The following is a 25765-nucleotide window of genomic DNA, read 5'->3' on the forward strand; positions in this document are numbered from 1 at the left end:
CTCCACGGGTTCGCTGTCGTGGGAGTCACCTTAGGAGCGTTGGGTGGGGGCATCAATCAAGCAGAGCGGTGGATAGTTACGGTCAGGGTAATGGTTTGAGATCGACCCCTCACTGTAGAGACCGGTACATCCTTTACACATTTGACCGGGTACATCGTTTACACATTTAACAGGCTTGATACGCGTTTGGCACCGCGTTCAAGCCTGCCTAAAGGGAAAGAGCAAAGGTACAACTCCCACACGCCATCAGCCACTTCCTTCAGCGCGACGTGCTCGTCGATCAGTGCCTCGCCCAGAAAGATCAGGGCCCCTTGCCACTTGATCTCACCATTCTTGCGCACCCGCCGTACTTCGACGTCGGCCCCGTATTCGACCGCCGGCAAATAGCCTGGATAAGGTCTGAGTGACGGGCGATAGATATCCGCTGGCGTCTTCATCTCCAGCGCCGTATGAGGCCGTGCGTGATTGAAATCCTGTACGAAGTCCTCAAAGGCAAGCTGCTGACGCAGCAGGTTTTCTGCCGGCGGCCTGAGCACGGCAGCCTTTAGCGTGCGGTGCATGCGTTCATGCCGACCGTTCTGATCCGGGCGTCCTGGCTTGATTGTTTCGGGGTGGACACCATGCCTGATGAACCAGACGGACAGCCTGGAGAGGCGGGCCAAGCCTGTCGACGCAAATGGCGCGCCGTTATCGGTGCGGATCACATCAGGCATGCCGAACTCCCGGAACGCCCACTCGAAGCCCTGACGCGTAGGTTCACCGTGGGTGCTGGGAAGCGCCCGGCATTCCAGAAGATAGCGACTGGCATGGTCGGTGATGGTCAGCGGATAGCACCAGTGGCCGTCCTGGGTTCTGAATTGCCCTTTGAAATCGGCGCACCAGGTTTGATTGGGTTCGTCGGCCTGACGTAGATGCACTGGCCCATGCGGGCGGGGCTGGCGCAGCCGTCGAGGAATCACCAGACCGGCCTTTTTCAGCCACTCTCCAGCGGTGCTGGCGGCCGGCCAAGCGATCTGCGGCTGCGCATTGCGCAGGCGCTGGATCAGTTGCTTCGGCCCGCGATCCGGGTGCTCGCTTTTCTTCGCAAGCAACGTGGCAATGATTTCATCGCGGGTTTGATGCGGACAGCTCAGCGGTTTTCGCGAGCGCTCTTTCAAGCCATCTACGCCGCAGGTTGCATACCGATCAAGCCACTTATCGACCGTCGGACGGCTAACGCCATATCGTCGACTCAGTTGGCTCTTGCTGTAACTGCCGCTAAGCCAGTCATGGATTAATTTCACTCGCTGATCCATCGGGGACTCTCGATTCCAGGGCATGGTCAGTACCTCCTGACCATGATTGATACCTGTAAACCATGTCCCCGGTCTCAAACGTAAAGGATGTACCCGGTTTTTACCCACCCTAGCCCTCTCCCCAGGGGGTAGAGGGGACGGACCGAGGTGTCTTTCGCTATACATCGACCTGAGATTCCGAGTCGAACTCAGGCTTTGAAAAGCATGGAGATCTGTTCCCTTTCCCCCTCGCCCCTCTGGGGCGGTCCGACGTTTCGGGAGGGTTGGGGTGAGGGGTGGATTTCGAACACACCTAGTTATCTGTCCTGAGAAAGCTCCACAGCAATCATCGACAAGTCCCAAAAAAGGACCAATCAGTCCCTTTTTGGGACTCTTCAACCTCCGCCAGCCAAATGGGGATTTGTGTTTAAAAGTTTCTCCGCAGGAAGGGTGAGCGGCTACGCAGTCTGGCGTCGCTGCCTACAGCAATGCCGGAACCCGCCGACTGGTGCGGTTTTGCGTTGATCTTTATCGTTTGTGTGTCGCTGCCAATTCAGCGATCGGGTCTGGAAAACCCGAAGAACAGGATCAATGCACATGACATAATGCGGCGCTTTTTTTGCTCCGTAGTTCTAAGTTATGGCGGCTGTGCGTGGGAGACCTTCGGGTCTGCCGGGTTTGATCCTTTCTCGGTTTTTCCAGTCCGCGTACAGCTGCCACCCTTTTCGTCTGGAAAACGAAAAATGGCAGCTCCATCACTACAAGGATCTTTGCCATGTTCAAACCAACTCCCAACCCGCCAGAAACCGACACCGGTTCCGAAGCATCCCTCGAAGCTGAAAAACTCAAGGAAGCCGCCGACCGCGTCTTTTCCTACTACTTCCCACCCCATGAAAAACCGGGCAAGCGCCGCAAACATCACCTCTTCAGCGTCTCCCCCGACATCGACACCGAAGCCCTTCTGGCCAATGCCTCCGAAGACCTGATGTCCATCAGCGCCATTGCTGCCGATCTGGCGGACGATGTGGAAGGCTCACGCCGCTCTGTCGCCTTGGCGCTCAGCCGCATGGCGGATGGGGTGCAATTGTTGGTGGAGCGGGCGCTTGATCATCACGAGTCGGCGCAGATGAAGGCTCAGGCCAGCGCTTAGCAGTCAGGTCTGTGGCGAATTGACGGCCGCCATCGCGAGCAAGCTCGCTCCCACAGGGGTTTTGTGTACGACGGAGATCCAATGTGGGAGCGAGCTTGCTCGCGATGGGGCCAGTCAGATCAACCCAGCACTTACAAGCAACTCCTCCAGTGCCAACAAGTTAGGCACCTTGGCAACTTGCTCCCCCACCTGCACTGCCGCCTGTTCCAGCGAGCACAACGGCACATCCACATAGCTCAACTGACTATCAAGCTTGTAAGACCGCGGAATCCCCTGCACCAACAGTGCAATAAATTTCAACTCAGGCCGCCCACCGAGAGCATTGAGAATCACAATCCGCGCCCGCTCACCGATCACGATTTTCTGCCCACACGCTGACTCGAAACTGAGCAACGGAATCTGCCGGTTCCGCCACATCACCCGCCCGAGGTACCACGGCGGAGTGTCGAGGTCGAAGGCGCTGGGTTGGTAATCAATAAGCTCCGCAACAGCGACGTTGGGCAGAATCAGGTTGCGGTCGGCCAAGGGCAGCAGCAGGCCGGTGAGGTTGTTGGTGCGCTGGTAAAAATGGTCATCAAGCATGGGTTTTGCTCCACAGCGCGATGCTTTCGAGCAGCACCGATTCCTGGTACGGCTTGCCGAGGTAGTCGTTGACGCCGATGGCCATCGCGCGGTCGCGGTGTTTTTGCCCGGTGCGGGAAGTGATCATGATGATCGGCAGGTGCTGCAGACGTTCGTCGGCGCGTACCTGGGTCGCGACTTCGAAGCCGTCCATGCGCGGCATTTCGATGTCCAGCAGCATCACGTCAGGCCTGTGGTCTTCAAGCAGCAGCATGGCGTCGACACCGTCCTTGGCGGTCAGCACGTTCATGCCGTGGCGTTCCAGCAGACGGCTGGTGACCTTGCGCACCGTCACCGAATCGTCGACCACCAACACCAGCAGTGGCTTGTGCGGCTCGACCTCCGCCTCCTGAGTCGCTGACTGTTGCGGCACACGGGCCTGCATCGCGCGGATTGGTGCCAGCAAATCGAGAATCAGCACCACCCGCCCATCGCCGAGAATCGTGGCCCCGGACAAACCCTGCACCGCCGCGAATTGCGGGCCGAGGCTTTTGACCACGATCTCGCGAGTGCCGGCCATGGAGTCGACTTGCACCGCGATGTGCCGTTCGTTGCACTGCACCAGCAACACCGGCAGCGGCAGGCTCTGGCCGAGTAGTTTCGGGCGATGGCTGGTTTTCAGCAGTTCGCCGAGGTAACACAGTTCATAGTGTTGCCCGGCGTATTTGTAGGTCGGCGGATCGAGCCGGTAATGCCCTTCAAGCTCGTTGGGCAGCACGCGAACGATGCCGTCGATGGTGTTCAGCGGGATCGCGTACTGATCATCAAAGCACTGCACCATCAGCGCCCGGTTGACCGACACGGTGAACGGCAGGCGAATCCGGAAGTGCACGCCCTGCCCCGGCACAGAGTCGATGCTCATGCTGCCGCCGAGCTGTCGGACCTCTTCATGCACCACGTCCATGCCGACGCCGCGTCCAGAAATCTGGGTGATTTTCTCGGCGGTGGAGAACCCCGGTTGCAGGATGAATTGCAACACGTCGCGGTCGCTGATGTCGCTGTCCGGCGCCAGCAACCCGCGCTTGATCGCCTTGCGCCGCACCGCGTCCAGCGGCACGCCGGCACCGTCGTCGCGGATGTCGAAAATGATGTCGCCGCCCTCTCGCGACAGGTCAAGGGTGATTCGACCCTGAGCCGGTTTACCCGCCGCGATACGCACCTCGGCCGATTCCAGGCCATGATCCACGGCGTTACGCAGCATGTGTTCCAACGGCGCGGCCATGCGTTCGAGAACGTTGCGGTCCATCTCGCCTTCGGCATTGCCGACGATGAATTCCACATCTTTGCCCAACTCGCCGGAGACCTGACGGACGATCCGCTTCAAGCGCGGCAGCATCCGCTCGAACGGCACCATGCGCGTACGCATCAGGCCTTCCTGCAATTCGGTGTTGATGCGGCCCTGCTGTTGCAGCAGGTTTTCCGCGTCCTGATTGCGTCGGTCGAGGGTTTCCTTGAGGTCGAGCAAGTCGGAGGCGGATTCGAACAGCGCGCGCGACAGTTGCTGCAATTGTGAGTGGCGGTCCATTTCCAGCGGATCGAATTCTTCGTAGCCCAGGCGCTCGGCGTCGACTTGCTGGCGGCTGAGGATCCGCCCCTGGGTTTCCGTGTCGAGACGACGCAACTGGTCGCGCATGCGCTCGATGGTGGTTTCCATCTCGCTCAAGGTCACGCGCGCATCGTTGACCTGTTGTTCGATCCGGCCACGGAAGATCGACGTTTCGCCGGCCAGGTTGACCAGATCGTCGAGCAGTTCTGCCGAGACCTTGACCATGTCCGCGCCGGCATCGGGCTGCGGTGCCGGCGTCTCGACTTTCGGCGTTGTGGACACCACGGCCGGTGCCGGTGCTTCGGGCACGGCCGGATGACTGAAATTCTTGATCGCGTCGATCAGTTGATCGGCGGGCGGCAATGGCTGACCGGCACGGGCCGCGTCGAGCATCTGCGCCAGTCGGTCGTGGCTGCTTTGCAACAAGCCGAACAACGCGGCGGTGGGTTGCAACACGCCAGCCGAGAGGCCTTCGTAGAGGAATTCCAGCTCATGGGCGAGGTCGCCAATCGGCGCGATTTCCACCATCCGCGCGCCACCCTTGAGGGTGTGCAAATCACGCAGCAGGGTTTCCACTTCCTGACGATTCGAAGGCTCGGCCTGCCAGCGCACCAGCGCCGCGCCGGAGTTTTCGATGATGTCGAAACCTTCCTCGAGAAAGATCTCCAGAAGCTCCGGATCATGGCCCGGTGAATCCTCGGCCCGTGCCGGTTCGACCGCTTCAACAGCGCTGGCGTTGCCCTGGCGAAACTCGCGAATGGCCTCGATCACCTCACCCGGATCGCCCAATGGCCGCTGGTTCTGCAACTGATCAAGCAGCTGCGCGAGCCGGTCATGACTGTGTTGCAGCAAGTGCGCCAAGGCTTCGCTGTAGGCGTAACGGCGGTCCACCAGACCTTCGTAAAGGCTTTCCAGTTCATGGGCCAGCTCACCGACCGGCTCGACTTCGGCCATCCGCGCACCACCCTTGAGGGTGTGCAAATCTCGCTGCAACGACAACAGCGGCGCAGCGTTGTCCGGGTCGCTCAGCCAGCGCTGCAAAGCCTGACCGGCGCTTTCGAGGATATCCACCGCCTCTTCGAGGAAAATCGAAACGATCTCATCATCCAGCTCAACCTGGGTCGCGGTCTGTTCCAGTTCGGCCGTGGCGCTGCCCAGTTCCCGGATGCTCAACGTGCGGCTGCCATCGCTGCGGATCAACCCCATCGCCGACGGATCCAGGCTCTCATCGAGCAAGCCGCGCAAGGCTCGGATGCGTTCCGGTTGCGGGCTGACTTCCTGGCCGGCGGCCAGCTCGTCGAGCATGTTGATCAGCGCTTCATGGGCACTTTGCGCCTCGTGGAAAAACGCCTCGCTGACCGCCAGGCTGCTTTCTTCCACCGCGCCGTAGAGGTCGAGCAAGGCTTCGCAGAGTTCATCCACCGGATGCAAATCAGCCAGGTGGGCGCCTTCGCCGAGGGTGGTCAGTTCATCCAGCAATGCGCTGAGCTCCTGACGCTCGCCGGGATGTTGCTGCCAGCGCTGCAACAGGCTTTCAGCATCCAGCAGGATGTCCATGCCTTGCGCGAGGAAGTTGTTGATCAGTTGCGGATCACGCTTGATGCGCAACCCGCTATTGGGTGCACTCAGGAGGACTTCCAGACGCTCGGCCAGCAATGCCTGCGTTCGCTCGATCAAGGAGCGGGCGCCGGGAATCTCCGCCAGTGGATCACTCTTGAGCTGTCGCAACCCGAGACGGAACAGTCCTTCGGCTTCCAGTAACAGTTCGACTTCGTCCAGGTCGAGGGCGAGCAGGTGCGCCTTGTACTCCCGGGCCAGATGATCCAGTGGCTTCGCCAGCTCGGCGATCGGCAATACGCCAGCCATGGAGGCGCTGCCCTTGAGTGTATGCAGCGCCCGCTGCAACTCGTCGCTGGCCTGCAATGGCACGTGCTCGGCGGCTTTATCGAGGAAACGGTTGAGGCTGCCCAAATGGGTTTCGGCCTCATTGCGGAAGATCTCAAGCAGCAGCGGATCGAGGGCTGCGACGTCCTGTGCGTCCTCGTCGGGGATCGGCTCATTGCCCTTGGCCAAGGCGTGGGCGCGTGCAGCCAATTGGTCGACATCGTTGCACTGGCGCTGGGCATTGGCCGCAAACTCGGCCACCAGTTCCGGCAGCAGATTCAGCGCATCGCCCAGCAGTTGTTGCACCGCCGGCCCCGGCGGAACGCTGTGCTCCAGTACGCGGTTGAGCAGGTTTTCCACCGCCCAGGCCAGTTCGCCCAGCACCAAAGCGCGGACCATCCGGCCACTGCCTTTCAACGTATGAAAGGCCCGACGCAATTCACTCAAAGCTGATTTATCGTCGGGATTGGCCGACCAGCGTGGCAGGTACTCCCGGAGGATTTCCAGGACTTCATCGGTTTCTTCGAGGAAGACTTCCCGCAGCTCATCGTCCACCGGTTCTTCATCGGCGGGCGGCGGCAACAGGCTTCCCGGGATAGTCAGGGCGGGCGGGTTGACGGAAGACACAGGGCTGGCCAATACATCGGCCAGTGACTTGACGGTCTCAGGGTCGTCCAGTTCCTGCAAATCCTGCATGACCTGCGCTTCACTCGGGCTGAGCACATCTTCAAGCACCGGCACCTGTTGCTCGCTGGGGAAAAAGCCGAGTGAGGCCAGGCTTTTTTCCGCGACGTCGAGCAACTTTTCGCCCGGCGCTTCGGGGTCGTCGCTGAGGCGCTCCAGGTAATATTCGATGCTGGTGACGACGTCGGCCAGGCTGTCCAGTTCCTGCCAGCCGGGATGATCCTGATCGAGCAGCAGGTGCTCGCGGATGAAGTGGTTGCAGGTTTCGATCAGGCTCGCCGCACGGCTCAACGGAATCATCGCCAGTGCACCGCGTACCTGGGTCAGCAAGGCCGGCAATGGCTGCAAGTGCTGGCGGTCCCAGTCGGCGTCGATGTAGTCGACGATCATGTCCTTGGCTTGTTGCAGGCAGATGCGCGCTTCCTTGATCACGATCTGATGGATCTGTGTCAGGTCGGTGGTCGGCAGGCGGCTTTCTTCCTGGCTTTCCGGCTCGACGGTGCCGACCATACCGGCCAGCGTCGCTTCGACGTAGAGCAAGGCACCGGCGACGTCCATCAGGATCGCGTCGTTCGGCTCACGCTGGCCCTGGGCCAGGCTTAGCACCACCGCCAGTTGATCGATGATGACCTTGCGTGGCTGGCCGAAACCGAGCACCGCCAGGGTGTCGGCGATTTGCCGCAGGGGCGCCAGCAGGCTTTCGAGGTCAGAGGTGTGTTGGCGGTCACTGCGCACGAACAGGTCCAGGCGTTCCTTGACCCGCACCAGCTCTTCACACAAAGCAGCCAACACCGAGCGCATGGCATCCCGGTCGGGACCGGCCAGCCGTGCTCGTTCTTCGTCGACCATCGCGCTGTCAGGCAGCGCGTCGTCCAGTCCGTAGCGATCTTTCATGGTCAGCATCTGCCCGGTGGGATGTTCGGCCTTGGCAATGTAGAACAGCAAACTCTTGAGCAACTCCAGCGGCGCCGGCTGATTGATTCCGGGCATGCCCTGTTCAAGCAGGCGCTTCAGTTCTTTGTCGGCCTCCTTGAACAGGCTGCGCAACGCTGGACTGTTAGCAATCGAGCCGCCGCGCATACCTTCGACCAGCGCCGAGGCGACTTGCCACAACGGGCTCAGGGGTGCGTTGCCGCACAGCCCTTCGAGGCGCGCAAAAACCTTGGTCAGGTAACCGAGATTGGTTTCGCCGTCCTGCTCACGCAGCAATCCGACCAGGGCCATCTGCAACATCTGCCGCAATTTGCGCAGCACATTCGGTAAATCCGCCGGCTCCAGCAGCGCCAGCGACTCTTCGTCCAGGGGCGGCAGGTCCGGCAATTGCGGGCTGAACAGGCTGGTTTCCGACAACAGGCTTTCGCCACGGGCGCTGCGCAGATCGTTGATCAGCGGCAGCACCACCAGCGGCAGGTCGCGGCGCGCACCTTGCACCCGGTCGAGGTAAATCGGCAGCTGCCCAAGGGCTTGCAGCAACAGGTGGAGCGTCTCATCGCGATGACTGACGCGGTTCTGTTGCAAAGCCGTGGTCAGATGTTCCATCTCTTCGGCGAGCAGCGCCGCGCCGTAGAACTCGACCATCTGCAAACTGCCGTGAACCTGATGGATGCACGCCAGGCATTCACTGAGGGCGTGCGTCGCCTGCGGGTCATCAAGCAACGTTTCAATTGCCTGATGAGCCACTTTCAGCGTTTCGGCAATCTCGCCTTTGACCCACTCGAGGGCCACATAGTCGTGCCGATCACCCATAACCACTCCACTCATAATTCGCGCGCCTCAAGGCGCATCACACTTTATCCGCAGCCTGCACCTTTGCGGCCGGCAAGGTGAAACCGGACACCGAACGCCGCAGCTGGCTGGCCATTTTCGCCAGGTTGCCGATGCTCTCGGCGGTGGCGGTGGAGCCGGACGAAGTCTGCGTGGTGATCTGCTGGATCACGTTCATCGTCAGGGAAATCTGTCCGGCCGAAGACGTCTGTTGCTGCGCCGCGTTGGAAATACTCTGGATCAACGCGGCGAGGGTCTTCGACACGCCTTCGATTTCTTCCAGGGCCACTCCGGCATCCTGCGCTAGACGAGCGCCGCGCACCACTTCGGTGGTGGTCTGTTCCATGGAAATCACTGCTTCGTTGGTGTCGGTCTGAATCGCCCGCACCAGGGTTTCGATCTGCCGGGTGGCGGCGGACGAGCGCTCGGCCAGCCGCTGGACTTCATCGGCGACCACCGCAAAACCGCGCCCGGCATCACCGGCCATGGAGGCCTGGATCGCCGCGTTGAGCGCAAGGATGTTGGTCTGGTCGGCAATGTCATCGATCAGGCTGACAATGTCGCCGATTTCCTGAGAAGACTCGCCGAGGCGCTTGATGCGCTTGGCGGTGTCTTGAATCTGCTCGCGAATATTGTCCATGCCGTGGATGGTGTTGTGCACCACCTCGTTGCCCTTGTTGGCGATTTCCACCGAGCGTTCGGCTACCGCCGAGGATTCGGCGGCGTTGGCCGAAACCTGATCGATGGACTCGGCCATGTCGTTGATCGCGGTGGAAGCTTCGGCAATCTGCTGCGCCTGATGCTCGGAAGCCTGCGCGAGGTGCATGGCGGTGGCCTGGGTTTCCTGCACGGCGGCAGCGACCTGGCCAGCGGTGAGGTTGATGGTCGCCACCAGATCGCGCAGTTGGTCCACAGAATAGTTGATCGAGTCGGCGATGGTCCCGGTGAAGTCTTCGGTCACCGAGGCGGTCACGGTCAGGTCGCCGTCCGCCAGGTCTTCGATCTCGTCGAGCAGGCGCATGATCGCGTTCTGGTTACGCTCGTTCTTCTCGGCCGTTTCGCGCAGCTGACGGTTGGTTTCCCGAACCATCACCAGACCAATGAGGATGATCGACATCAGCGCCAACAGCCCCAGCACGTAGCCGCCAATGGTGTCGGTGTTGCGCCCGCCGGCCAGGTTTTCGAGGCCGCCGGCCAGGTGCGAGGCTTCCTCGAGCAGGGTCTGCGACAGGGTGAAAATATTAGTGGCAGACTCGCGAACCTTGAACAGTTCCGGCGAGGTTTCGAGGATTTCATCCACCGAACCCGAGACGAATTCGAACAGCTCGGAAATCTCGATCAACCTCGCGCGAGCATCGCGGTCTTCAACCTGGCTGACTTTCAGTGACGGATTGCCCTGGAGCATGCCGTTGAGCACCTGGCCGAATCGCGCCGCATCGCGACCGAAGGCGTCGGCGGCCTGCTGCGAATTTTCATCACCGGACAGCACGGTGTTCACCGCACCGAGAATCCGCTCAGCCAATAGCGACTGGCGCTGCGCCATGGCCACTTGCGCGGCCGGGGCACCGCGCTGGAGGAGCGTTTCGACGACTTTTTCGTACTCGACCTGCAACTGCGGCACGGTTTCGGCCAGGGTCGCGGCGACTTGATGCAGCGACAGCACGGTCTGTTCGCTGGAGAGGATCGCGTCGGTGTTTTTCAGCAAGCGTTCCCAGTCCAGTTGCACGGCGCGCATTTCCGGGCGCACGGTGGACGGCGCCGGCGGCAGGCCGGTGGCGGGATCACCTTTCTTCAGATAACCCCAGCGTTGGGCAAAGTCATTGCGCGCATCGCTCAGCAGCTTGAACGCCGCCGCCTTGCCAGCAGCGGCTTCAGTGGCGTTCTTGGCAATGCGCTGGGACAGCACGCGCAGCTCACCGGCGTGGCCGATGTACTGTTTGTCGTACGTGGCCTGGGTGTTGAGGTACGCGAAGTTGGCGAACAGCAGCATGATGAAGACGATCAGCGCGATGAACAGCGCGATGATCTGCGACCGGCTGCGCGACCCTTCCGGCTTGCCTGTTTTTGCTTTTATCATCGGTAACCAACACCCTTAAAGATTGCCGAAGAACCTGTGGGAGCGAGCTTGCTCGCGATAGCGGTGTATCAGTCGACATCAATGTTGGCTGTGAGTCCGTCATCGCGAGCAAGCTCGCTCCCACAGGGGTCGCGTTTACACAGCGACGTGCATGAAGCTTTGGGACTGCACCAACGCAAACGGGCTGAACACCTGCCAGTTCTGCTCACGCTGAAACTGGCCCTGGATGAATGGTGCAATCGCGCCGCTCAAGCTATCTACCGGTTCCAGGCTGTCCTGGGCAAAGTGCTGGAGGCCGAAAACCTCATCGACCATCAACCCGGTAAACACCTCGTTATGCTCCACCACCAAGACCCGCCGTTGCTTGCGCACGGCTGACAGCTCATGCCCGAAGAACCCGCACAGGTCGATGATCGGCAACAGTCGCCCGCGCAGGTTGGCCACGCCCTTGACCCAGGGTCTGACCCCCGGCAGCTGGGTGAACCGCGGCTCGTGCAACACTTCGCTGACCTCGCCCATCGGCGCGACGTACCAGTGCTCGCCCAGACGGAAGCCGATGCCGCTCCAACTGTCTTGTCGGGTCGGCTGGGACGGCAAGTCCGCCGCCAGCAGACGACAACGCTGGTCGATCTGCAGCAGCAGTTCGAAAGCCGTCAGCGACTCGGTCATGGCCGGACGATCAACCGGCCAGCACGTTGTTCAGGGTCTTGATCAGAGTCTCTTCGTCGACCGGTTTGGTCAGGTAGTCCTTGGCGCCCTGGCGCGTGCCCCAGACCTTGTCGGTTTCCTGATCCTTGGTGGTGATGATGATCACCGGGATGTGCCCGGTTTCCGGGTCTTTGGTCAGCTGACGGGTCGCCTGGAAACCATTGAGGCCGGGCATGACGATGTCCATCAGCACGGCGTCGGGTTTTTCCTGACGGGCCAGGGCCACGCCGTCGGCGCCGTTTTCGGCTTTCAACACTTCATGACCGTGCTTTTCCAGCATGCCGGTCAGTTTGTACATTTCGGTCGGCGAATCATCGACGATCAGAATACGTGCCATGGTCTTCCCCATTCTTGTCGACGCCGGGCCCGCTGGCCGAGCGTCACTGTGCGTGTCCTACTGCGGCAAAACAGCGGCGAAGCCCGGTACATGGGCCTGGATCGCGTTCAGCAGTTCTTCCTTGCTGAAAGGCTTGGTCAAAAACTGGTCGGAGCCGACGATGCGCCCCTTGGCCTTGTCGAACAGCCCGTCCTTGGACGACAGCATAATCACTGGCGTGGACTTGAACGCACTGTTGTTCTTGATTAAAGCGCAGGTCTGATAACCATCCAGACGCGGCATCATGATGTCGACAAAGATGATGCCGGGGTGATTGTCGGCAATCTTGGCCAGGGCATCGAAACCATCGATGGCCGTGATCACTTCACAACCCACGTTTTTCAAAAGCGTTTCGGCGGTGCGGCGAATCGTTTTCGAATCGTCGATCACCATTACCTTCAAGGCGCTGGAATGCTGTTCCATAGATGCTCTGCCGTCGCCTTTGCGAATCAAATTGTCCATTTCCGATAACCGGAGGCTCGAAACCCTTGATGTTCAAGGGCCAGCGCGATATGGCAGCCTTTTTAGCACAGTCTCCAAAACCAATCTATCGGCCAACCCTGGCAGTGGTTTTTCCTTGACCGGGAACACACTCAGCGCCACTCTGACGCCACTTTTGCAGGTCACTGCGACCCACCCAATTTCGAGGAAAAACCCATGAGCGTTCGCGTCGGGATTGTCATGGACCCTATCGCCAGCATCTCCTATAAAAAGGATAGCTCGCTGGCCATGCTGCTGGCCGCACAGAAGCGCGGCTGGGAACTGTTCTATATGGAACAGGGCGATTTGTACCAGGCCGAAGGCGAAGCGCGGGCGCGGATGCGTCCGCTGAAAGTCTTCGCCAACCCGGAAAAATGGTTCGAACTCGAAGCCGAGACCGACGCGCTGCTGAGCGATCTGGACGTGATCCTGATGCGCAAGGATCCGCCGTTCGACATGGAATTCGTTTACTCCACTTACCTGCTGGAGCAAGCCGAACGCGCGGGCGTGCTGGTGGTCAACAAGCCGCAAAGCCTGCGTGACTGCAATGAAAAACTGTTCGCCACGCTGTTCCCGCAGTGCACGCCGCCGACCATCGTCAGCCGTCGCCCGGACGTACTGCGTGAATTCGCCGATCACCACGGCGATGTGATCCTCAAGCCGCTGGACGGTATGGGCGGTTCGTCGATCTTCCGTCACACCGCTGGCCACCCGAACCTGTCGGTGATCCTCGAAACCCTGACCCTGCATGGCAAACAGCAAATCATGATTCAGGGTTACCTGCCGGCAATCAAGGACGGTGACAAGCGCATCCTGATGATCGACGGCGAACCGGTGGATTACTGCCTGGCTCGAATTCCTGCCGCCGGTGAAACCCGTGGCAACCTCGCCGCCGGTGGCCGTGGCGAAGCCCGACCGCTGACCGAGAAAGATCGCTGGATCGCCGCACAAGTCGGCCCGACCCTGCGCGAGAAAGGCCTGCTGTTTGTCGGCCTGGACGTGATCGGCGAGCATTTGACGGAAATCAACGTCACCAGCCCGACCTGCATTCGCGAGATTGATAACGCGTTCGGCACCGACATTGGCGGCCTGCTGATGGATGCCATCGATCAGAAGCTCAAGGCCCGTTGATATAGAACAGCCAAGAAACGACCAACATTGCGTTATCATCCGCGGCCTGTGAAAAACGCGATGTTGGTTTTTTTGTCATGACGCTCCCGTCCGATCTGCCCGCTGAACTCGCCCATCGTGGCGTGCGCCCGGCTGATCGCCTCGGTTTTACCCTGTTTCTCGCGGCGCTGATTCACCTGGCCTTGCTGTTGGGCGTCGGTTTTACGATGGTCGAACCCAAGCAAATCAGCAAAACCCTGGAAATCACCCTCGCCACCTTCAAAAGCGAAAAGAAGCCTGATAAAGCCGATTTCCTCGCTCAAGAGAATCAGGAAGGCAGCGGCACCCTGGATAAAAAGGCAATTCCCAAGACCACCGAGGTCGCGCCTTTCCAGGACAACAAGGTGCAGAAAGTCACGCCACCGCCAGCGGCCAAGCCTCCAGTGCCGGAAGCCGCACCGAAGGCAGCCGTGACGACCGTCGCGCCCAAGCCGAAAAAGGCTGCCACCAAAACCGAAGAACCCAAGCCCGTCACCAAACCCGCCGTCGCCGCGCCGACGTTCGACAGTGAACAGCTGTCCAGCGACATCGCCAGCCTGGAAGCGGAACTGGCCAACGAACAACAGCTGTATGCCAAGCGCCCGCGTATCCACCGCTTGAGCGCCGCGTCGACCATGCGCGACAAGGGCGCCTGGTATAAGGACGAGTGGCGCAAGAAGGTCGAGCGCATCGGCAACCTGAATTACCCCGACGAAGCGCGACGCAAGCAGATCTACGGCAATTTGCGCCTGATGGTTTCGATCAACCGCGACGGTTCGCTCTTTGAAGTGCTGGTGCTGGAGTCGTCCGGGCAACCGCTGCTGGATCAGGCGGCCCAGCGCATCGTGCGACTGGCGGCGCCGTTTTCACCGTTTACCGGGGATTTGTCGGATATCGATCGTCTGGAAATCATCCGGACATGGAAGTTTGCCCGCGGGGACCGGTTGTCCAGTAATTAACGGACGGCATGCTCTCTGTAGCAGCTGGCGAAGCCTGCGTTCGAGGACGCAGTCCTCGCAAACCCGCAAAACACGGTCATCCTGAATAAATGACGTATGGCGATTTACGACTGCTTCGCAGTCGGACGCAGGCTTCGCCAGCTGCTACAGGGGCGTGCGACAGCATTTTCCTGCGCATCCCCAGCTTGTCAGTTCGCCCCTCCAACGCCACACTAGCGCTCATGAAGAACGTCAGCCCCAGCTACCTCAAGCATCAATTCCTGATCGCCATGCCTCACATGGTCGACCCGAACTTTGCGCACACCTTGACCTACATCGTCGAGCACACGGCCAATGGTGCCATGGGCCTGGTGGTCAATCGTCCGCAAGACCTCAACCTGGCCGATATCCTCGAACAACTGCGCCCCGACATCGAACCGCCGGTGCTCTGCCAGCATGTGCCGATCTTCATCGGCGGCCCGGTGCAGACCGATCGTGGTTTTGTTCTGCACCCTTCGGGGCAGAGTTATCAGGCCACCGTTGAGCTTGATGAGAAACTGGCCCTGTCGACCTCTCAGGACGTGTTGTTCGCTATCGCCGACGGCGTCGGTCCGGCGAAAAGCCTGATCGCCCTCGGATACGCTGGCTGGGAAGCCGGGCAGCTGGAAGCCGAACTGGCCCAGAACGCCTGGCTGACCTGCCCGTTCGATGCCGATATTTTGTTCAACACCAGCAGCGAACTGCGTCTGGAAGCAGCGGCCAAGCACCTGGGCGTCAATCTCAGCCTGCTGACCAGCCAGGCGGGACACGCCTGATGGCCCTGCGCCTGATTTTGGGTTTCGACTACGGCACCAAACAGATCGGCGTTGCGGTCGGCCAGGTGATTACCGGCCAGGCCCGCGAGCTGTGCACCTTGAAGGCACAAAACGGTATTCCCGACTGGAATCAGGTCGAAGCCCTGATTAAAGAGTGGAAACCCGATGCCGTGGTGGTGGGCCTGCCCTTGAACATGGACGGCACGCCGAGCGACATGTGCCTGCGCGCCGAGAAATTCGCCCGCCGCCTCAACGGCCGCTACAACCTGCCCTTCTATACCCACGATGAACGCCTGACCACCTTCGAAGCGAAGGGTGAACGGCGTGATCGTGGCGGACAAAAGGGCAGCTACCGCGACAACCCGGTGGACGCCATCGCCGCCGCCCTGCTGCTGCAAGGCTGGCTCGACGAAAATACCGCACTGTTCGAATCCTGAAGAGCCGCAACAAGCGTCTCTACTTAGCTACAACCCGAGCCACCTCTCCAGCAGAAGCCGGCTCGGGCCCAAGAAGGAGCAACCATGAGCCTGCCCAATCCCGTTGAACTGATCAGCCAGATGGCGACCCGGCTTGACGCCTATCTGGCCAAACGTGGCATCAGCGAACCGCGCTACATCGGTATTCGTACCGGTGGTGTCTGGGTCGCCCAGGCGTTGCTCGATGAACTGGGCAGCGACTCGCCCCTCGGCACCCTGGACGTCTCCTTCTACCGCGACGACTTCAGCCAGAACGGCCTGCACCCACAAGTGCGCCCGTCCGCCCTGCCGTTCGAGATCGAAGGCCAGCACCTGGTGCTGATCGACGACGTACTGATGAGTGGCCGGACCATCCGCGCCGCCCTCAATGAGCTGTTCGACTACGGCCGCCCGGCCAGCGTGACATTGGTGTGCCTGCTGGACCTGGACGCCGGCGAGCTGCCGATCCGCCCGAATGTGGTCGGCGCGACCCTGTCGCTGGCAGCCCACGAACGGGTGAAACTGTCCGGTCCGGAACTCAAGCTCGAACTGCAAGACCTCGCCCTTTAATTCGCCCTATTGAGAGTCCCCCTCGCGATGACGCCTCTAGAAACCAAGCGCCCGCTGCAGCTCAATGATCAGGGCCAGCTGCGCCACTTCCTCTCGCTCGACGGTTTGCGCCGCGAGCTGCTGACGGAAATCCTCGACACCGCCGACTCGTTCCTCGAAGTCGGCGCCCGGGCGGTGAAGAAAGTCCCGTTGCTGCGCGGCAAGACCGTGTGCAATGTGTTCTTCGAGAACTCCACCCGCACCCGCACCACCTTCGAACTGGCCGCCCAGCGGCTGTCGGCGGACGTGATCACCCTGAATGTGTCCACGTCGTCGGCGAGCAAGGGCGAAACCCTGCTCGACACCCTGCGCAACCTGGAAGCCATGGCCGCCGACATGTTCGTCGTGCGCCACGGTGATTCCGGCGCGGCGCACTTCATCGCCGAACATGTCTGCCCGCAAGTGGCGATCATCAACGGCGGCGACGGCCGTCACGCCCACCCGACCCAAGGCATGCTCGACATGCTCACCATCCGTCGGCACAAGGGCGGCTTCGAAAACCTTTCCGTAGCCATCGTCGGCGACATCCTGCACTCGCGGGTGGCGCGCTCGAACATGCTCGCGCTGAAAACCCTCGGCTGCCCGGACATCCGCGTGATCGCGCCGAAAACCCTGCTGCCGATCGGCATCGAGCAATACGGTGTGAAGGTCTACACCGACATGACCGAAGGCCTGAAAGACGTCGACGTGGTGATCATGCTGCGCCTGCAGCGTGAGCGCATGACCGGTGGCCTGCTGCCGAGCGAAGGTGAGTTCTACCGCCTGTTCGGCCTGACCACCGCGCGCCTGGCCGGCGCCAAACCGGATTGCATCGTCATGCACCCAGGACCGATCAACCGCGGCGTGGAAATTGAGTCGGCGGTGGCCGATGGCCCGCACTCGGTCATCCTCAATCAAGTCACCTACGGCATCGCGATTCGTATGGCCGTGCTGTCCATGGCCATGAGCGGGCAGACTGCCCAGCGCCAATTCGAGCAGGAGAACGCCCAGTGAAGCTCAGCATTCTCGGCGCCCGCGTCATCGATCCGGCCAGCGGCCTGGATCAAGTTACCGATATCCATATTGAAGCCTGCAAGATTATTGCCCTTGGCGCCGCGCCGGCCGGCTTTGTCGCCGTCGATACCCTCGACGCCAAAGGTCTGGTCGCCGCCCCTGGGCTGGTTGACCTGAACGTCGCCCTGCGCGAGCCGGGCTACAGCCGTAAAGGTTCAATCGTCAGCGAAACCCGCGCCGCCGCGGCCGGTGGCGTCACCAGCCTGTGCTGCCCGCCGAAAACCAAACCGGTGCTGGACACCTCGGCCGTGGCCGAACTGATCCTCGACCGTGCCCGCGAGGCCGGCAACACCAAGGTTTTCCCGATCGGCGCCCTGAGCAAAGGCCTGGACGGCGAACAGCTGGCCGAACTGGTCGCCTTGCGCGATGCCGGTTGCGTGGCCTTCGGCAACGGCCTGGACAGCTTCCGCAACACCCGCACGCTGTGCCGGGCGCTGGAATACGCCGCAACATTCGACCTGACAGTGATTTTCAACTCTCAGGACCATGACCTGGCCGAAGGTGGCCTGGCCCACGAAGGCCCGACCGCCAGCTTCCTCGGTTTGCCGGGTATTCCCGAAACCGCCGAAACCGTGGCGCTCGCGCGGGATCTGCTGCTGGTAGAGCAAAGTGGCGTGCGCGCGCACTTCAGCCAGCTCACCAGCGCTCGTGGCGTGGCCCTGATCGCTCAGGCCCAGGCTCGCGGCCTGCCGGTAACGGCCGATGTCGCCCTGTATCAGCTGATCCTGACCGACGAAGCGCTGATCGACTTCAGCAGCCTCTATCACGTCCAGCCGCCGCTGCGCACCCGCGCCGACCGCGATGGCCTGCGCGAAGCTGTGAAATCGGGTGTGGTCTCAGCCATCTCCAGTCATCACCAACCCCACGAGCGGGATGCCAAACTAGCGCCGTTCGGGGCCACCGAGCCGGGCATCAGCAGCGTTGAACTGCTGCTGCCGTTGGCGATGACGCTGGTGGAGGATGGTTTGCTGGATCTGCCGACGCTGTTGGCGCGTTTGAGTACCGGCCCGGCTGAGGCATTGCGCCTGCCGGCGGGCAAACTGGCGGTAGGTGGACCGGCGGACATCGTGCTGTTCGATCCGGCGGCTTCGACCGTGGCCGGTGAGACCTGGCTGTCCAAAGGTGAAAACTGCCCGTTCATTGGCCACAGCCTGCCGGGCGTGGTGCGTTACACCCTGGTGGATGGACGCATTAGCCACCAGGCTTAAGACCGAAAAGATCGCAGCCTGCGGCAGCTCCTACTGCATTTCCCTGTAGGAGCTGGCGAAGCCTGCGATCTTTTGATCTTTGCTGTTATCGGTTCTGCGCATTGCGAATCGACACCTGATCATTCAGCGTCCAGAAGTCATACAGCACCCCCAGAAAGAACAACCCGCCCGTCACCAGGTACAGCAATCCGCTGATCCACTTCCCCTGATACATCCGGTGCACGCCAAACACCCCAAGAAACGTCAGCAGAATCCACGCCACGTTGTACTCGATAGGCCCAGCGGTAAAACGCAGGTCCGCTTCACGATCCATTGCCGGGATCAGAAACAGGTCGATCAGCCAACCGATACCCATCAAACCGAAGGTGAAGAACCAGATCGTCCCGGTCACCGGCTTGCCGTAATAGAAGCGGTGAGCGCCGGTAAAACCGAAAATCCACAGCAGGTAACCGATCACTTTGCTGTGCGTGTCTTGTTGCGGATCGGACTGTTGATAGGTGTTCATGAAGGTCCTCGTTTCACACGATAGATAAATATTCTTGAATTCTTTGTGACTTTTTTACAGGTGGCCGACGTATGGCATCTGCTACCTTGTGTCCCGTCAAACCCTTATAGCACCTGACTTGTGTCCGACAATTGCGTCAATTTTCTGCTTATTTGGTTCCGTTGTCCGAAAGTTGAATCGACCAACGGCCTCGGAAGGGGCAAAAAAGCTGTTATAAAGTTGCGCGCTAACTTATATGAGCCTTGCCTAATGCGTCCATTTTTCAAGACATGGCTAACCATTTGCCTTTTGATGCCACTGGCCGCCCACGCCACCAATCGTGAGCAACGTCTTCCTAACGTTAATGGTTACACCCAAAAATCCCACGTTTCTGCTCCTTCGAGCAAAAACAAACAATCCGTAAAACGCGCTCCCCAGTTGAGCAGCAGCAAAAGCCTTGTACCGCCGATGGCGAGCAAGGAAAGCAGCAACGTGCTGAGCCGCGCCGTAAACGTCCTGGGTACTCCGTACCGTTGGGGCGGCAGCAGCCCAAGTAAAGGGTTCGACTGCAGTGGCCTGGTGAAATACGCGTTCAACGACGCCACGTTTGACCTGCCGCGCACCTCTAACGCCATGGCCAGCGGTCATGGGGAGAAAGTCGATCGCAAGGATCTGAAGCCTGGCGACCTGATTTTCTTCAACATCAAGAGCCGTCGGGTCAATCACGTTGCCATCTATCTGGGCAACGACCGCTTCATCCACGCACCACGTCGTGGCAAGTCGGTGAGCATCGACACGCTGAAGAAACCCTACTGGGAAAGCCACTACGTGGTTGCCAAGCGGGTTATGCCGAAAGAGAAGAACACCCTGCAGGTTGTTCAGCGCTGATTTGAAGCAAGATCAAAAGATCGCAGCCTGCGGCAGCTCCTACACGGGACGATGCATTTCCCTGTAGGAGCTGCCGCAGGCTGCGATCTTTTGCTTTAAGCCTCAAAAACCATCCGGCGTGCGCGCCTTCTCCCGCGCATGCTCGCGGCTGATCAAGCCCTTGTTCACCAGCTCCTTCAAGCACATATCCAGCGTCTGCATCCCCAGGTTTCCCCCGGTCTGAATCGACGAGTACATCTGCGCCACCTTGTCTTCGCGGATCAGGTTACGGATCGCTGACGTGCCGAGCATGATTTCGTGGGCCGCGATCCGCCCGCCGCCGATCTTCTTGACCAGCGTCTGCGACACCACCGCCAGTAACGACTCGGACAGCATCGAACGGACCATCGACTTCTCGTCCCCCGGAAACACGTCCACCACCCGATCGATGGTTTTCGCCGCCGATGTCGTGTGCAGCGTGCCAAACACCAGGTGACCGGTTTCGGCGGCGGTCAACGCCAGGCGAATGGTTTCGAGATCCCGCATCTCCCCCACCAGAATCACGTCCGGATCCTCCCGCAGGGCCGAGCGCAGAGCCGTGGCGAAGCTGCGCGTATCACGATGGACTTCACGCTGGTTGATCAAGCATTTGCGCGACTCGTGGACGAACTCGATCGGGTCTTCGATGGTGAGGATGTGGTGATGACGATGGGTGTTCAGGTGATCGATCATCGCCGCCAAGGTGGTGGATTTGCCGGAACCGGTCGGCCCGGTCACCAGCACCAGCCCCCGCGGCGCTTCGGTAATCTTGCGAAACACTTCCCCCATACCGAGGTCGTCCATGCTCAGGACCTTGGACGGAATGGTCCGGAACACCGCGCCAGCACCACGATTGTGGTTGAACGCGTTAACCCGAAAACGCGCCACGCCGGGCACGTCGAAGGAGAAGTCGGTCTCCAGGTGCTTCTCGAAGTCCACCCGCTGCGTGTCGTTCATGATGTCGTAGATCAGCGCCTGCACCTGTTTGTGGTCCAGGGCTGGCAGGTTGATGCGCCGCACATCGCCGTCGACCCGAATCATCGGTGGCAGGCCGGCGGACAGATGCAAGTCGGACGCGCCCTGTTTCGCGCTGAAAGCCAGCAGCTCAGTGATATCCATAGCGTTCCTCAATTCCAGTAGAATGCCGCGAACCTTCAGCCGCCGGCGCCTCTTGATGTCCACGATAGCAGACAACATCGCTCAGGTTAGTTCACGCATCCACGCCGCTGCCGTCGCCGCAAAGCGCGACGAAGACAGCGTCCAGCTGCTGGCTGTGAGCAAGACCAAGCCCGCCGAAGCCCTGCGCGAAGCATATGCCGCGGGGCTGCGCGACTTTGGCGAGAACTACCTGCAGGAAGCCCTGAGCAAACAGCTCGAATTGGCCGACCTGCCCTTGATCTGGCACTTCATCGGCCCCATTCAATCGAACAAGACTCGCGCTATCGCCGAGCACTTCGCCTGGGTGCATTCCGTGGATCGTTTGAAAATCGCACAACGCCTGTCCGAACAACGTCCTGCCGAGTTACCTCCACTGAACATCTGCATCCAGGTCAACGTCAGCGGTGAAGCCAGCAAGTCCGGCTGCACCCCGGCTGATCTTCCGGCCCTGGCCAATGCCATCAGCGAACTGCCGCGCATCAAGCTGCGTGGATTGATGGCGATCCCTGAGCCGACCGATGATCGCGCCGCCCAGGATGCCGCTTTTGCTGCCGTGCAGCGCCTGCAAGCCAGCCTGAACCTGCCGCTCGACACACTTTCCATGGGCATGAGCCACGACCTCGAGTCGGCCATCGCCCAAGGCGCTACTTGGGTACGTATTGGTACGGCCCTGTTTGGCGCCCGCGACTATGGTCAGCCTTGAAAAATGGCTGACTCCTCTCTTTATAAGGACCTGACATGAGCAAGACACGTATTGCCTTTATCGGTGCCGGCAACATGGCCGCCAGCCTGATCGGCGGGCTGCGCGCCAAAGGTCTGGACGCCGCGCAGATCCGCGCCAGCGATCCGGGCGCTGAAACCCGTGCTCGCGTGAACGCTGAACACGGTATCGACGTGTTCGCCGACAACGCCGACGCCATCCAGGGCGCCGAAGTCGTCGTACTGGCGGTCAAACCTCAAGCGATGAAAGCCGTCTGCGAAGCGCTTCGCCCAAGCCTCAAGCCGAATCAACTGGTGGTCTCGATTGCAGCCGGCATCACCTGCTCCAGCATGAACAACTGGCTCGGCGCCCAACCGATCGTGCGTTGCATGCCCAACACCCCGGCGCTGCTGCGTCAGGGCGTGAGCGGTTTGTTCGCCACGGCTGAAGTGAACACCGAGCAACGCAAACAGGCGCAAGAACTGCTGTCCGCCGTCGGCATTGCCCTGTGGCTGAATGAAGAGCAGCAACTGGACGCGGTCACCGCCGTCTCCGGCTCGGGCCCTGCGTACTTCTTCCTGCTGATCGAAGCCATGACCGCCGCCGGCGTGAAGCTCGGTCTGCCAGCAGACATCGCTGCACAACTGACCCTGCAAACCGCTTTGGGCGCTGCTCACATGGCCGTGGCCAGTGACGTCGACGCTGCGGAACTGCGTCGCCGCGTGACGTCGCCTGCGGGCACGACGGAAGCGGCGATCAAGTCGTTCCAGGCCGGCGGCTTCGAAGCCCTGGTAGAAAAAGCACTCGGCGCCGCTGCGCACCGCTCGGCCGAGATGGCCGAACAATTGGGTCAATAAGGAGCCTTACATGATTGGATTGAACACTGCAGCGGTCTACGTACTGCAAACCCTCGGCAGCCTGTACCTGCTGATCGTGCTGCTGCGCTTCGTGCTGCAACTGGTACGCGCAAACTTCTACAACCCGCTCTGCCAGTTCGCCGTGAAAGCCACCCAGCCGCTGCTCAAGCCACTGCGCCGGATCATCCCGAGCATGTTCGGCCTGGACATGTCCTCGCTGGTACTGGCGATCCTCGTGCAACTGGCGCTGATGGCCCTGACCCTGCTGCTGACTTACGGCACCATCGGCAACCCGCTGCAATTGCTGATCTGGTCGCTGATTGGCGTGACTGCGCTGTTCCTGAAGATTTTCTTCTTTGCGCTGATCATCAGCGTGATCCTGTCCTGGGTCGCACCGGGCAGCCATAACCCTGGCGCCGAGCTGGTGAACCAGATTTGCGAGCCGGCCCTTGCGCCATTCCGCAAGATCCTGCCCAACCTTGGCGGTCTGGATATCTCGCCGATCCTGGCGTTCATGGCGCTCAAGCTGATCGACATGCTGGTGATCAACAACCTCGCCGCCATGACGATGATGCCGGAAATCCTGCGTCTGCTGATCTGACCCGGTGAGCTACTTTCGCTGGGACGGTGATGACCTGATTCTGGAATGTCACCTGCAACCGGCGGCCCGCAGCGATGATTTCTGCGGGCTGCATGGTGATCGATTGAAGATCCGCCTGACGGCGCCGCCGGTTGAAGGCAAGGCCAACGCGTATTTGATGGCGTTTCTGGCCAAGGCGTTTGGGGTTTCCAAGAGTCAGGTGAGTTTGATTAGTGGGGAGTTGAATCGGCAGAAGCGGGTGCGGATTTGTTCGCCGAAGAAGCTGCCGGATTTGCCGGATCTTGCGCGCCCGGCAGGCTGACCGTGTCATCGTTCATCGCGAGCAAGCTCGCTCCCACAGGGGAATGCATTCCAATGTGGGAGCGAGCTTGCTCGCGATTGCCGCGCCTCGGTCTTGCAGGGAAAAAATCAGGCCCGGCCTTTGCTTGCTGCTAAAGGCAGCGGTCTTTAGACTTACGCCTCATTTCAACGAGAGCAGGGTCGATGCCAGCTGCCTTCCCCCCCGATTCTGTTGGTCTGGTGACGCCGCAAGTGGCGCACTTCAGTGAACCCCTGGCCTTGGCCTGCGGCCGTTCGCTCCCAGCTTATGACCTGATCTACGAAACCTACGGCACGCTGAATGCCGCGGCGAGCAACGCCGTGCTGATCTGCCACGCCCTGTCCGGTCACCATCACGCTGCCGGTTTCCACAGCCCCGACGACCGCAAACCCGGTTGGTGGGACAGCTGCATCGGGCCTGGCAAGCCGATCGACACCAACAAATTCTTCGTGGTCAGCCTGAACAACCTCGGCGGTTGCAACGGCTCTACCGGCCCGAGCAGCACCAACCCGGAAACCGGCAAGCCGTTCGGCGCCGACTTCCCGGTGCTGACCGTGGAAGACTGGGTTCACAGCCAGGCGCGCCTGGCTGACCTGCTCGGCATCGGCCAATGGGCCGCCGTGATCGGCGGTAGCCTCGGTGGCATGCAGGCGATGCAGTGGAGCATCACGTACCCGGATCGCATTCGCCACTGCCTGGCCATCGCCTCGGCCCCCAAGCTGTCGGCACAGAACATCGCGTTCAACGAAGTGGCGCGCCAGGCAATCCTCACCGACCCTGAATTCCACGGCGGTTCGTTCCAGGAAGCGGGCGTGATCCCCAAGCGTGGCTTGATGCTGGCGCGGATGGTCGGGCACATCACGTACCTGTCCGATGACTCGATGGGTGAGAAATTCGGTCGTGGCCTGAAGAGCGAAAAGCTCAACTACGACTTCCACAGCGTCGAGTTCCAGGTCGAAAGCTACCTGCGTTATCAAGGCGAAGAGTTCTCCGGGCGTTTCGACGCCAACACGTACCTGCTGATGACCAAGGCGCTGGACTACTTCGATCCGGCGGCGAACTTCGACGATGACCTGGCGAAAACCTTCGCCAACGCCCAGGCCAAGTTCTGCGTGATGTCCTTCACCACCGACTGGCGCTTCTCCCCTGCCCGCTCGCGGGAACTGGTGGACGCGCTGATGGCGGCCAAGAAAGACGTCTGCTACCTGGAGATCGATGCTCCGCAAGGCCACGACGCCTTCCTGATTCCGATCCCGCGCTACTTGCAGGCATTCAGCAATTACATGAACCGCATTACGTTGTGAGAAAGCCATGAGAGCTGATCTGGAAATCATCCAGGAATGGATCCCCGCCGGCAGCCGCGTACTCGACCTCGGTTGCGGCGATGGCGAATTGCTGACCTGGCTGCGCGATAACAAACAAGTGACCGGCTATGGCCTGGAAAACGACCCGGACAACATCGCCGAGTGCGTGGCCAAGGGCATCAACGTGATTGAACAGGACCTGGACAAGGGCCTCGGCAACTTTGCCAGCAACAGCTTCGACGTCGTGGTCATGACCCAGGCGCTGCAAGCCGTGCACTACCCGGACAAGATCCTCGACGAAATGCTGCGCGTCGGTCGCCAGTGCATCATCACCTTCCCCAACTTCGGTCATTGGCGCTGCCGCTGGTACCTGGCGAGCAAGGGCCGGATGCCAGTGTCCGATTTTCTGCCGTACACCTGGTACAACACGCCGAACATCCACTTTTGCACCTTCGCAGACTTTGAAGCGTTGTGTCGCGAACGTGAAGCCAGGGTCATTGATCGGCTTGCCGTGGATCAACAACACCGACACGGGTGGGCCAGTAAGCTATGGCCTAATCTGTTAGGTGAGATCGGTATTTACCGCGTCAGCAGCCCAGGGCTGCAAGACCACAAGGTCGCGGTCTGAGTCACGACACTTCGAGG

General features: G+C 60.6%; 24 protein-coding genes. 15 read left to right on the forward strand and 9 right to left on the reverse strand.

Going from position 1 to position 25765, the window contains the following annotated elements; translation table 11 throughout:
• Positions 1-158 precede the first annotated feature (158 nt).
• Positions 159-1319 carry an integrase core domain-containing protein gene (locus ACA079_RS30375; protein ID WP_497701752.1) on the reverse strand — a complete coding sequence of 387 codons (1161 nt, stop codon included), beginning with the start codon at positions 1317-1319 and terminating at the stop codon, positions 159-161.
• A gap of 730 nt (positions 1320-2049) precedes the next feature.
• Between ACA079_RS30375 and ACA079_RS30380 the strand changes: the two genes are divergently transcribed.
• Positions 2050-2424 carry a DUF6124 family protein gene (locus ACA079_RS30380; protein WP_497701927.1) on the forward strand — a complete coding sequence of 125 codons (375 nt, stop codon included), beginning with the start codon at positions 2050-2052 and terminating at the stop codon, positions 2422-2424.
• A 114-nt stretch (positions 2425-2538) separates the two neighbouring features.
• Here ACA079_RS30380 and ACA079_RS30385 read toward each other — a convergent pair whose 3' ends face one another.
• From ACA079_RS30385 to pilG, 6 genes are all read right to left on the reverse strand, one after another.
• Positions 2539-3006, reverse strand: coding sequence for a chemotaxis protein CheW (locus ACA079_RS30385; RefSeq protein WP_497701928.1), 468 nt, complete (start codon positions 3004-3006; stop codon positions 2539-2541).
• On the reverse strand, positions 2999-8905 hold the full coding sequence (locus ACA079_RS30390; RefSeq protein WP_497701929.1) for an Hpt domain-containing protein: 5907 nt from the start codon (positions 8903-8905) through the stop codon (positions 2999-3001). Before ACA079_RS30390 ends, ACA079_RS30385 begins: the two co-directional genes overlap by 8 nt.
• Positions 8906-8942: 37 nt before the next feature.
• Positions 8943-11000: a methyl-accepting chemotaxis protein gene (locus ACA079_RS30395; RefSeq protein WP_497701930.1), complete on the reverse strand. Its 2058-nt coding sequence runs from the start codon at positions 10998-11000 to the stop codon at positions 8943-8945.
• Positions 11001-11135: 135 nt separating this feature from the next.
• Complete coding sequence (locus tag ACA079_RS30400; protein ID WP_497701931.1) at positions 11136-11669, reverse strand: chemotaxis protein CheW; 534 nt, start codon at positions 11667-11669, stop codon at positions 11136-11138.
• A 10-nt stretch (positions 11670-11679) separates the two neighbouring features.
• Positions 11680-12045: a twitching motility response regulator PilH gene (gene pilH, locus ACA079_RS30405; RefSeq protein WP_008068134.1), complete on the reverse strand. Its 366-nt coding sequence runs from the start codon at positions 12043-12045 to the stop codon at positions 11680-11682.
• A gap of 57 nt (positions 12046-12102) precedes the next feature.
• Positions 12103-12507 (reverse strand): twitching motility response regulator PilG, encoded by a 405-nt coding sequence (pilG, locus tag ACA079_RS30410; protein WP_008152601.1) that lies wholly within the window; start codon positions 12505-12507, stop codon positions 12103-12105.
• A 234-nt stretch (positions 12508-12741) separates the two neighbouring features.
• Here pilG and gshB point away from each other — a divergent pair, with 234 nt between their 5' ends.
• From gshB to ACA079_RS30445, 7 genes are all read left to right on the forward strand, one after another.
• On the forward strand, positions 12742-13695 hold the full coding sequence (gene gshB / locus ACA079_RS30415) for a glutathione synthase (RefSeq protein WP_033060462.1): 954 nt from the start codon (positions 12742-12744) through the stop codon (positions 13693-13695).
• A 77-nt stretch (positions 13696-13772) separates the two neighbouring features.
• Positions 13773-14672: an energy transducer TonB gene (locus ACA079_RS30420; protein ID WP_497701932.1), complete on the forward strand. Its 900-nt coding sequence runs from the start codon at positions 13773-13775 to the stop codon at positions 14670-14672.
• Positions 14673-14893: 221 nt separating this feature from the next.
• Entirely contained in the window at positions 14894-15466 is a 573-nt protein-coding gene (locus ACA079_RS30425) for a YqgE/AlgH family protein (RefSeq protein WP_046045231.1), read from the forward strand.
• Entirely contained in the window at positions 15466-15903 is a 438-nt protein-coding gene (ruvX, locus tag ACA079_RS30430) for a Holliday junction resolvase RuvX (protein WP_005792259.1), read from the forward strand. Before ACA079_RS30425 ends, ruvX begins: the two co-directional genes overlap by 1 nt.
• A gap of 84 nt (positions 15904-15987) precedes the next feature.
• Positions 15988-16491: a bifunctional pyr operon transcriptional regulator/uracil phosphoribosyltransferase PyrR gene (gene pyrR / locus ACA079_RS30435; RefSeq protein WP_033060467.1), complete on the forward strand. Its 504-nt coding sequence runs from the start codon at positions 15988-15990 to the stop codon at positions 16489-16491.
• A gap of 27 nt (positions 16492-16518) precedes the next feature.
• Positions 16519-17523, forward strand: coding sequence for an aspartate carbamoyltransferase catalytic subunit (locus ACA079_RS30440; RefSeq protein WP_007897943.1), 1005 nt, complete (start codon positions 16519-16521; stop codon positions 17521-17523).
• Positions 17520-18791 (forward strand): dihydroorotase, encoded by a 1272-nt coding sequence (locus ACA079_RS30445; protein ID WP_008152614.1) that lies wholly within the window; start codon positions 17520-17522, stop codon positions 18789-18791. Before ACA079_RS30440 ends, ACA079_RS30445 begins: the two co-directional genes overlap by 4 nt.
• An 85-nt stretch (positions 18792-18876) precedes the next feature.
• Here ACA079_RS30445 and ACA079_RS30450 read toward each other — a convergent pair whose 3' ends face one another.
• Positions 18877-19296 (reverse strand): NINE protein, encoded by a 420-nt coding sequence (locus ACA079_RS30450; protein ID WP_497701933.1) that lies wholly within the window; start codon positions 19294-19296, stop codon positions 18877-18879.
• Between the two features lie 249 nt (positions 19297-19545).
• Between ACA079_RS30450 and ACA079_RS30455 the strand changes: the two genes are divergently transcribed.
• On the forward strand, positions 19546-20163 hold the full coding sequence (locus tag ACA079_RS30455; RefSeq protein ID WP_497701934.1) for a C40 family peptidase: 618 nt from the start codon (positions 19546-19548) through the stop codon (positions 20161-20163).
• A 102-nt stretch (positions 20164-20265) separates the two neighbouring features.
• On the opposite strand, the gene ACA079_RS30460 is transcribed toward ACA079_RS30455, so the two are convergent.
• A complete protein-coding gene (locus ACA079_RS30460; protein WP_497701935.1) occupies positions 20266-21300 on the reverse strand; it encodes a type IV pilus twitching motility protein PilT in 1035 nt (344 codons plus the stop codon).
• A 55-nt stretch (positions 21301-21355) separates the two neighbouring features.
• On the opposite strand from ACA079_RS30460, the gene ACA079_RS30465 reads away from it, so the two are divergent.
• The 6 genes from ACA079_RS30465 (at position 21356) to metW (ending at position 25748) form a co-directional block, all read left to right on the forward strand.
• Positions 21356-22042 (forward strand): YggS family pyridoxal phosphate-dependent enzyme, encoded by a 687-nt coding sequence (locus ACA079_RS30465; RefSeq protein WP_497701936.1) that lies wholly within the window; start codon positions 21356-21358, stop codon positions 22040-22042.
• 35 nt (positions 22043-22077) lie between these two features.
• Complete coding sequence (gene proC, locus ACA079_RS30470) at positions 22078-22896, forward strand: pyrroline-5-carboxylate reductase (RefSeq protein WP_497701937.1); 819 nt, start codon at positions 22078-22080, stop codon at positions 22894-22896.
• 10 nt (positions 22897-22906) lie between these two features.
• Positions 22907-23497 (forward strand): YggT family protein, encoded by a 591-nt coding sequence (locus ACA079_RS30475; protein ID WP_095127081.1) that lies wholly within the window; start codon positions 22907-22909, stop codon positions 23495-23497.
• 4 nt (positions 23498-23501) lie between these two features.
• Entirely contained in the window at positions 23502-23798 is a 297-nt protein-coding gene (locus tag ACA079_RS30480; protein ID WP_076029425.1) for a DUF167 domain-containing protein, read from the forward strand.
• Between the two features lie 182 nt (positions 23799-23980).
• Entirely contained in the window at positions 23981-25120 is a 1140-nt protein-coding gene (gene metX, locus ACA079_RS30485; RefSeq protein WP_415758752.1) for a homoserine O-succinyltransferase MetX, read from the forward strand.
• 7 nt (positions 25121-25127) lie between these two features.
• On the forward strand, positions 25128-25748 hold the full coding sequence (gene metW, locus ACA079_RS30490; protein ID WP_497701938.1) for a methionine biosynthesis protein MetW: 621 nt from the start codon (positions 25128-25130) through the stop codon (positions 25746-25748).
• Positions 25749-25765: the final 17 nt, after the last annotated feature.

The sequence above is a fragment of the Pseudomonas sp. LBUM1645 genome, assembly GCF_059716185.1.

Coding starts and splice junctions, on each gene's coding strand:
- ACA079_RS30400 (WP_497701931.1), bottom strand. CDS start 11,669: ATGACCGAGTCGCTGACGGCTTTCGAACTGCTGCTGCAGATCGACCAG.
- ACA079_RS30375 (WP_497701752.1), bottom strand. CDS start 1,319: ATGCCCTGGAATCGAGAGTCCCCGATGGATCAGCGAGTGAAATTAATC.
- ACA079_RS30385 (WP_497701928.1), bottom strand. CDS start 3,006: ATGCTTGATGACCATTTTTACCAGCGCACCAACAACCTCACCGGCCTG.
- ACA079_RS30455 (WP_497701934.1), top strand. CDS start 19,546: ATGCGTCCATTTTTCAAGACATGGCTAACCATTTGCCTTTTGATGCCA.
- pilH (WP_008068134.1), bottom strand. CDS start 12,045: ATGGCACGTATTCTGATCGTCGATGATTCGCCGACCGAAATGTACAAA.
- ACA079_RS30465 (WP_497701936.1), top strand. CDS start 21,356: ATGTCCACGATAGCAGACAACATCGCTCAGGTTAGTTCACGCATCCAC.
- gshB (WP_033060462.1), top strand. CDS start 12,742: ATGAGCGTTCGCGTCGGGATTGTCATGGACCCTATCGCCAGCATCTCC.
- ACA079_RS30450 (WP_497701933.1), bottom strand. CDS start 19,296: ATGAACACCTATCAACAGTCCGATCCGCAACAAGACACGCACAGCAAA.
- ACA079_RS30390 (WP_497701929.1), bottom strand. CDS start 8,905: ATGGGTGATCGGCACGACTATGTGGCCCTCGAGTGGGTCAAAGGCGAG.
- ACA079_RS30460 (WP_497701935.1), bottom strand. CDS start 21,300: ATGGATATCACTGAGCTGCTGGCTTTCAGCGCGAAACAGGGCGCGTCC.
- ACA079_RS30425 (WP_046045231.1), top strand. CDS start 14,894: ATGAAGAACGTCAGCCCCAGCTACCTCAAGCATCAATTCCTGATCGCC.
- ruvX (WP_005792259.1), top strand. CDS start 15,466: ATGGCCCTGCGCCTGATTTTGGGTTTCGACTACGGCACCAAACAGATC.
- ACA079_RS30440 (WP_007897943.1), top strand. CDS start 16,519: ATGACGCCTCTAGAAACCAAGCGCCCGCTGCAGCTCAATGATCAGGGC.
- ACA079_RS30475 (WP_095127081.1), top strand. CDS start 22,907: ATGATTGGATTGAACACTGCAGCGGTCTACGTACTGCAAACCCTCGGC.
- metX (WP_415758752.1), top strand. CDS start 23,981: ATGCCAGCTGCCTTCCCCCCCGATTCTGTTGGTCTGGTGACGCCGCAA.
- ACA079_RS30380 (WP_497701927.1), top strand. CDS start 2,050: ATGTTCAAACCAACTCCCAACCCGCCAGAAACCGACACCGGTTCCGAA.
- pilG (WP_008152601.1), bottom strand. CDS start 12,507: ATGGAACAGCATTCCAGCGCCTTGAAGGTAATGGTGATCGACGATTCG.
- ACA079_RS30420 (WP_497701932.1), top strand. CDS start 13,773: ATGACGCTCCCGTCCGATCTGCCCGCTGAACTCGCCCATCGTGGCGTG.
- proC (WP_497701937.1), top strand. CDS start 22,078: ATGAGCAAGACACGTATTGCCTTTATCGGTGCCGGCAACATGGCCGCC.
- pyrR (WP_033060467.1), top strand. CDS start 15,988: ATGAGCCTGCCCAATCCCGTTGAACTGATCAGCCAGATGGCGACCCGG.
- ACA079_RS30395 (WP_497701930.1), bottom strand. CDS start 11,000: ATGATAAAAGCAAAAACAGGCAAGCCGGAAGGGTCGCGCAGCCGGTCG.
- metW (WP_497701938.1), top strand. CDS start 25,128: ATGAGAGCTGATCTGGAAATCATCCAGGAATGGATCCCCGCCGGCAGC.